The organism is Amycolatopsis sp. NPDC003731 (assembly GCF_053586895.1).
This window is the reverse complement of record NZ_JBSFNC010000058.1, coordinates 44036-51085: the sequence shown is the minus strand read 5'-3', so window position 1 is coordinate 51085 and position 7050 is coordinate 44036. Positions and strand designations below refer to the sequence as shown.

The 7050-nt window shown below is 73.8% G+C and carries 5 protein-coding genes; 1 reads left to right on the top strand and 4 read right to left on the bottom strand.

The window, feature by feature from the left end; translation table 11 throughout:
• Positions 1 to 108 precede the first annotated feature (108 nt).
• From ACWDN5_RS24115 to ACWDN5_RS24105, 3 genes are read right to left on the bottom strand one after another with little or no spacing between them, the layout of a single operon-like run.
• Entirely contained in the window at positions 109 to 597 is a 489-nt protein-coding gene (locus ACWDN5_RS24115) for a hypothetical protein (RefSeq protein ID WP_449677856.1), read from the bottom strand.
• Positions 594 to 1169, bottom strand: a complete 576-nt coding sequence (locus tag ACWDN5_RS24110) for an RNA polymerase sigma factor (protein ID WP_310968895.1) — start codon at positions 1167 to 1169, stop codon at positions 594 to 596. The genes ACWDN5_RS24115 and ACWDN5_RS24110 overlap by 4 nt, the downstream gene beginning before the upstream one ends.
• Positions 1166 to 2797, bottom strand: a complete 1632-nt coding sequence (locus ACWDN5_RS24105; RefSeq protein ID WP_449677855.1) for a S8 family serine peptidase — start codon at positions 2795 to 2797, stop codon at positions 1166 to 1168. The genes ACWDN5_RS24110 and ACWDN5_RS24105 overlap by 4 nt, the downstream gene beginning before the upstream one ends.
• Before the next feature lie 198 nt (positions 2798 to 2995).
• Here ACWDN5_RS24105 and ACWDN5_RS24100 point away from each other — a divergent pair, with 198 nt between their 5' ends.
• Complete coding sequence (locus tag ACWDN5_RS24100; protein WP_449677854.1) at positions 2996 to 6064, top strand: RHS repeat domain-containing protein; 3069 nt, start codon at positions 2996 to 2998, stop codon at positions 6062 to 6064.
• Here ACWDN5_RS24100 and sigJ read toward each other — a convergent pair.
• Positions 6061 to 6942 (bottom strand): RNA polymerase sigma factor SigJ, encoded by an 882-nt coding sequence (gene sigJ, locus ACWDN5_RS24095; protein WP_449677853.1) that lies wholly within the window; start codon positions 6940 to 6942, stop codon positions 6061 to 6063. The genes ACWDN5_RS24100 and sigJ overlap by 4 nt on opposite strands.
• Positions 6943 to 7050 lie beyond the last annotated feature (108 nt).

The following is a 7050-nucleotide window of genomic DNA, read 5'->3' as shown; positions in this document are numbered from 1 at the left end:
GGCCGGCAGGCCTTCTGCCGCGCGGAGCTCGTCGCGTTGGTCCCGAATGAGTCATTCGCGACCTTCCCGAGCCGGCCCCCGCCCGGCGCGCACCACGGTTTCCCTGGGTCAGAGCTCGATCGCCGGTGTGCTCACCGTCCTCGACCGGCCCACCGTGCGCACCAGCACCTGGACCATCCCGTGCGGCACCCCGCTCACCGCGAACCGGCCCTCCGGGTCCGACGTCGTCGTCAGCGGGCCCGAGCTCGTGCGGACCTCGATCGGGTGCTCGGCCGGGGGCGTGAGCCAGCCGTCCAGGCGGATCGTTCCCCCCGGCTCCGGGCTCACGTTCACCATGATCGTCAAGCTTTCGCTGTCGAACGTGATGAGCCTGCCCTGCTCGGCGGCACTGCGCGCGCCCGCGGCGGCGGCCTCCTGCTCCCGGATGCGCATCACCTCCAGGTCGACGTCCTCCAGCTGGATCGCGAAGCGGATCTGCTCCACCAGCGTGGGAGGCATCGGGTCGGCGTCTTCCCACAGCTCGCGCACGCCGGCCAGCAGCCGGAAGTCGAGCTCGTCCAAGGGCTCGTTCGCGCCTGGTGGTTCGACGGTCGTCACAGCCAATCTCCTTCGCCGTTGGCGAGTAGCTGCTCGCGCAGGCGCGCGAGGCAGCGTCCCCTGGTCGGGCCGATACTCCCCCTCGGCATGCCCAGCCGGGCGCCGACTTCGGCGTAGTCCGGCCGGTGCACGAACGCCACGATCCGCAGCAGGCTGCGGCAGCGTTCGGGCAAGGTGTCCACCGCGCGCCACAAGCGCACGCGCTGGTCCTCGCGCAGCACCCCCTCCTCGGGTGCCGGCGATGCTTCGGTCAGCCGCTCCGGGAGTTCCGGCAGCGGCCGCTCGACCTGGCGCTTTTCCCCCGTGCGCCAGGCCTCCCGCTTGGTGACGGTGATCAGCCAGCCGGTCAGCGCGACCGGCGAGCGGATCTCCGCGAACGAACCGAGCAGCCGCAGCCACGTCGTCTGCACGACGTCGGCCGCCTGATCGGCGTCGAGTCCCTGGTCGCGCGCCACCTGCCAGAGCAACGGGGTGAGCAGGGAAACCAGCTCGTCCAGCGCCGCGCGGTCGCCCTGCCGCGCGGCGTCGAACAGGGTCGCCACGCGAGCGTGGTCGGTCTTGGCCACGTTCACAGCGAGCCCAGCGCGGTCCAGGCGCGCTTGACGACGGTTTCCCGGTCGACCGTGGCCAGGTCCCCGGACTGCAGCAGGGCCTTGCCGAGCTCGGCGGCGGCGAGCGGCGCCGCGAACGACGTCCCGTCCCAGACCGCGAAGCCGGCGCTGTAGTCGTCGGGGTCGAAGGAGTTGCGGCCGAAGCCCGGCACCTCGTGGTCGGCGGCCGCGGTGCCGCGGACGTCGGTCGGATACGTGCTGACGACGCCGGCGCCGGTCGCCCAGCAGTGCACCCACGGGCCTTCGTTGGAGAACAGCGCCTTGCTGGTGGCGACATCGGGGTTGAGTGCCCCGACGCTGATCACCTGCGGGCCGCTGCCGCCGCCGAGCGGCTGGTCGGCGAAGGCGGCCGGGTAGAACCGGCGTGTGGTGGCGTCGTTGCCCGCGGCCGCGACGACCAGCACCCCGAGGCCGAGCAGCTCCGCGATCACCGAACCGAACTGGCCGGTGAAGGCGACGTCCGCCGGGTCTTCGACGTAGTAGCCCATCGAGATCGAAACGACGTCCACCATGTCCTGCGGGCGGTTGTTCGCCTGCGCGTTGCGGACGCGGTCGGCGAGCAGGTGCAGCGCGAGCAGGACGTCGGCTTCGTACGCGACGCCGTCGCTGTGGACCACCCGGATGGCGAGCGTGTCGGCTTCGGGGCAGGCCTGCCGGACGATGCCGGCGATGAACAGGCCGTGCCCGGTGTCGGTGTCGATGTCGCCGATCAGCGGCTGGCCGGTCGTCGGCGCGTCCCAGTAGTCGTGGAGCAGCTGGGTGGGCGCGGTCGTGCCGGAGCCGAGCTCCGCCTGCAGGATCGCGGCCTGGATGTCCGGGGCGACGGCGAGCCCGGAACCGGCGGGCGGCGGGCCGGAGCGGTCGGCCAGCCCGAACCACGGGTGCGGGCCGATGCCGGTGTCGAGCACGGCGATCACCGGCCGCCGGTGGGCGGGCTTCTCGCTGCGGTACGGCGGGGCGGCGGCCAGCGTCACCGGGATCCGGTTGGCGCCGTGGGTGCGCCCGTACGAGCTGCCCGCGCCGAACCCGCTGGTCTCCCACGGCGTGCCGCCGAGGCCGCTGGTCTCCCACGGCACCCCGCCGAACACCGGTGTCGTGAACATCAGGTGCTCGACGGACATCTCCCGGACGACGTCCGGATCCAGTTCCGGCCGCTCACCCGAGGCGGCGGCCCGCAGCAGCTGGAGCGCCTTCCAGCAGTCGACGACGACCGGATCGGCGTCTTCTCGCACGTGCAGCAGGGCGCGGACGGGCACGTCGTCGAGCTGCCGGACGCGGGCGAGCTCCTTGGCGTCGCCGCCGCGGTCGGCCGGGGCGGCGTAAAGACCGATGCGGGCGAGCACGCGGTTGATCGCCGACAGCGTCTCCTGGTCGCGCAGGTACCGCTGGGGCAACAGGAACACGGCCGGCCGGTACACGGTGGTGCGCGGGGCCGGCTGCCCGGCCGCGACGACGGCCGTCGCCGGGTCGAGCACGCGGGCGCCGTGCCGGTCCAGCACCTGCCTCGGCGGGACCGGGAGTTCGTTGAGCGTCCTTGCGTCCTCCGTCGCTGCTTCCGCGGTCTCGTCCCGCACGAACCTGACGACCATCGGGTCCACCCTCCTGCTGCCTCTGCCCCCGTCACTGATCACCAACGGCACCCGGGAAAGACCCGTGGGCCGCACCTGGGATACGACACCGACATCACGAATGCATAACGGCCACGGCAAACGGGTGACGACGTATCTGGCGCCCCCGGCTCACCCACTTGGCCCTCCACAGTCACGGATCCATGCGGGGAGATGACCATGGTTGTGCTCCGGTCGAGCACGCACGAAGCCGCCTTCACACCGGAACCGGCGACCGGCGGCGGCTGCTTCACGGTGCCGCTCGACCTGCCGCCCGGTCCCGGCGGCAGCGCGCCCGCGCTCGCCCTGCGGTACACGACCGGTGCGGCGAACGGCCCGTTCGGCGGCGGGTTCACCGTGCCGCTGCCGCACGTCGGGCCGGCGGACGACCACGCGCCGTCCGGTGCGGCGGGCCGGCTGGTCCGCCGCGGCGACGGCTTCCTGCTCACCACCCGATCGGGCCTCCGGCACTTCCTCGGCCCGGGCGACGGCTCGACCTGGTACCTCGACCGGACCGAGGACGCCTTCGGCACCGCCGCGATGTTCGCCTGGGCGCACCACAGCGGCCAGGCCTACCTCACGCGCGTCGCCTACGGCCCCTACGAAGTGGAGTTCAGTTACGAACCGCGGCCGGACGTGCTGCGCCGGGGCCGCGGCGGCACCCTCGTCACGACGGCGTTGCGGTGCGCGCGGATCGACCTGCGGGTGCCCGCCTCGGCGCGGCCGCTGGTGCGGCGGTGGACCCTCGGCTACGACGCCGACGACGTCACCGGCGCGTCCCTGCTGACGTCCGTGGCGCTGACCGGCTTCGACACGCACGGCACCGAAACCGCCGCTCCGGTCCTGCGGCTGGGCTACGCCGCCCTGGAAGCACCGTCACCGCGGCGGGTCCAGGTGGCCGCGCGGGCGCGCTCCGGCGGCGGGGTGTCCGTGCTCGACGCCGTGCCGTACCACTCCTTCGAAGACCCGCCCCGCACCGGGCGGCTGTGCGAAATCGACAACGGGATGGGGCTGCGGACCGCGATCGAGTACGCGACCGTCGCCTCGGTGCCGGTGGTCCGGCGGGTCTCGCTGCGCGAGTCGGGCACCGGCCACGTGGGCGTGACGGAGTTCGAGTACCACGACAGCCGGGCGCCCGGCTTCGGCCGCGTCGTCCAGGACGACCTCGGCGACGAGTACGCCCCGACCCTCCGGACCGTGCGCTGGTTCGGCGGCGAAGGGCTGCTGGCCAAGGAAGAGGTCTACGGCCTCGACGGCTCCGCGGCGGCGGACCGGCCGTACCGCCGCGTCGAGCACCTGCGCCGTCCACAGTGGACGCGATCGGTGACGACGGAGTTCGAACGCCGGGAGACGCCGGTTTCGGTCACCACGACGGAGACGGCCTTCGATTCGGCCGGGAACCCGACCCGGGAGGTGGCGACGACCGAACGGCCCGGGCACGAGCCGGTCGTGCGCGAGACCCGGACGAAGTACGTCACCGACCCCGAACACCGGTTCACCGCGCTCCCGGCGCGGGTCCGCGCGGTGGACGGCACCGGGAAAGTCCTGTCCGACACGATCTTCCGCTACGACGAAGAGCCCGATGGTTTCGCCGGTTCGCACGGCCTGCTGACCGCGCGGGAGGAGCTGGTGCTCACCGACGCGCTCGTCGCCGACGTCTACGGCGCGCGCCCGCCCGACCTGCGCCACCACGGCTACCACCGCCGTCCCGGCGAGGAAGGCTGGTGGGTCACGACGTTCCACGGCCGGCTCGACACCGTCTCCGGGCTGCGCACCACGACGACGGACCCGCTCGGCCACACCCGGGAGGTCCGGTACTCGGCCGATCGCTGCTTCCCCGAGGTGGCCACGGACCCGCTGGGCAACGTGACGATCACCCGCCACGACGTCCGCACGGCCCGGGTGTGCGAGGTGACCGATCCGGCGGGCGCGGTGACCACGCTGACCCACGACCCGCTGGGCCGGCCCGAAACGGTGGTGCGGCCGGGTGACTCGGCGGACCTGCCGACCGTCCGGCACCGCTACGACGGCACCCGCGTCACGACCGAGCAGCGGGCGGTGTCGGGCGAGGCGGAAGTGCTGGTGACCGCGGAGCTGCGCGACGGCGCCGGCCGGCTGGTGGAGCGGCGGCACGCGGAACTGCTCGGCGACGTCGTCGACGAGCACCACGAGTACTGCGCGCGCGGCCTGGTGTGCCGGACGAGCCGGGCGTTCCGGGACGGTGACCCGCTGCCGTCGCCGGAGGAGTTCCGGTACGACGCGCTGGGCCGTCCGCTTCCGGTCCGGGAAGGCCGGGTTGCGTCCGTCGGCGTGCATGACCTGCTCGGGCGGGAGCTGCGTGACTCGGATGGCGCGGTACACGTCCGGGACGCGGCCGGCCACGTCGTCGAGTCGCGGACCGCGGGCGGGCACACGGTGTTCCGGGTCCGGGACGCGATCGGGCGGGTGGTCGCGGTGCTGGTCGACGACCCGCGCGGCACGCCGGTCACCACGTTCACCCACCACGACGGCGGGCTCGCGGTGCCGCACGGCGCGGGGCCGCACAGCTGCGGGCGGCTGGTGCGCGTCACCGATGAATGCGGGGTGACCCAGTTCGGGTACGACGCGCTCGGCCGGCCGGCCGAGAAGCGCTGGCGCCCGGCGCACGTGGCCGTCGAGTACCGGCTCGACGTGACCCGCCGGGCCGACGGCCGGGTGTCGGCGGTGTCCTACCCCGATGCCGGCGACGGGCGGCTGACCGTGCACCACCAGTACGACGAGGTCGGGCGGCTGGTGAGCGTGCCGGGGTTCGTCGACGCCGTCGACTACGACCTGGCCGGCCGCCGCACCGCGGTGCACTACGCGAACGGCGTCAGCGAGCACTGGGCCGACGGACGGCACGTGCTCACCGGCCCGGGCGGGCTGGTGCGCGACATCGAGCCGGGCCCGGCGGTTGCGCCCGGGCCGGGCAGCGAGATCCGGGACGCGTTCGGCCGACTGCGCGGGGTCCACGGCGACGACGGCGTCAACGCGCTGTACAGCTACGACCACACCGGCCGCCGCGTCCGCACCCTGGTGACGAACGGCTCGCACATCCACGAAGTCCTGAGCCCGGACGACCACTACGCGATCGAAGACGGCGAACTGGTGGTCGTGGTGGCCGACGCGGTGCGGCGGTACGCGGACGGCCGCACCCGCTACCTGCACTTCGACGACGCCGGCGAGATCGCCCTGACCACCGGCGAAACCGGCGCGGTCGTGGACGGTTAGTCGGGCACGGCCAGGTCCAGCCGGTCGAGGCGGGCGGGGTCGGCGACGATGTCGATCTCGACGATCCGGCCGCCCGCGACCGTGAAGCCCAGCACCGAGAACGGCCGCCCTTCGCGGGTGGCGACCACGCCCGCCGCGCCGTTGACCAGCGCTCGGTGCACCACGCCGCCGCTGGCGTTGAGGCGCGAGAACGTCAGTGCCTGGTCGGCGACCGCCGCCGCGCCGCGGACCTCGATCGAGCCGCCCCGGGCCGCGCCGTGGTCGGCGCGCAGCACGACCTCCGGGTCGAGGACCGCGACCAGCGCGTCGAAGTCCCCGCCGCGGGCGGCCGCCAGGAAGGCGTCGACGACTTCGCGCTGGCGGGCCAGATCCGGGTCCGGCGCGACCGGGGCACCCTGGACCCGCCGCCGGGCGCGGCTCGCGAGCTGCCGGGTCGCCGCCTCGGACCGGCCGACGACTTGGGCGATCTCCTCGAACGGCAGCGCGAACATGTCCCGCAGCACGAACGCGAGCCGTTCGGCCGGGGTGAGCGTGTCGAGCACGACCAGCAGCGCGAGCCCGACCGAGTCGGCCATCAGCGCCTCGTGCTCGGGCCCGGCGTCCTCGCGGCTGACGATCGGGTCGGGCACCAGGGTGTTCCACGGTTCCTCGCGCCGGGCTTTCCGGGAGCGCAGCATGTCGAGGCAGACCCGCCCGACGACGGTGGTGAGCCACCCGGCCAGGTTCGCCACGGCCGCGGTGTCGCTCCGGCTGAGCTTCAGCCACGCTTCCTGGACGGCGTCCTCGGCCTCGGTCAGCGAGCCCAGCATCCGGTAGGCGACGGACCGCAGGTGGTCGCGGTGGGTCTCGAAGCTGCGGGCCAGGAGCTCGTCGTTCACGGGGTCCGTCCTTTCGCGGTGCAATCACCACCCTGACGGCCGGGGCCGCGGGTTTGTGACAGATCGGACGACTGTGTGCCGATGAGCGGCATCTTCCCTTGACGTACG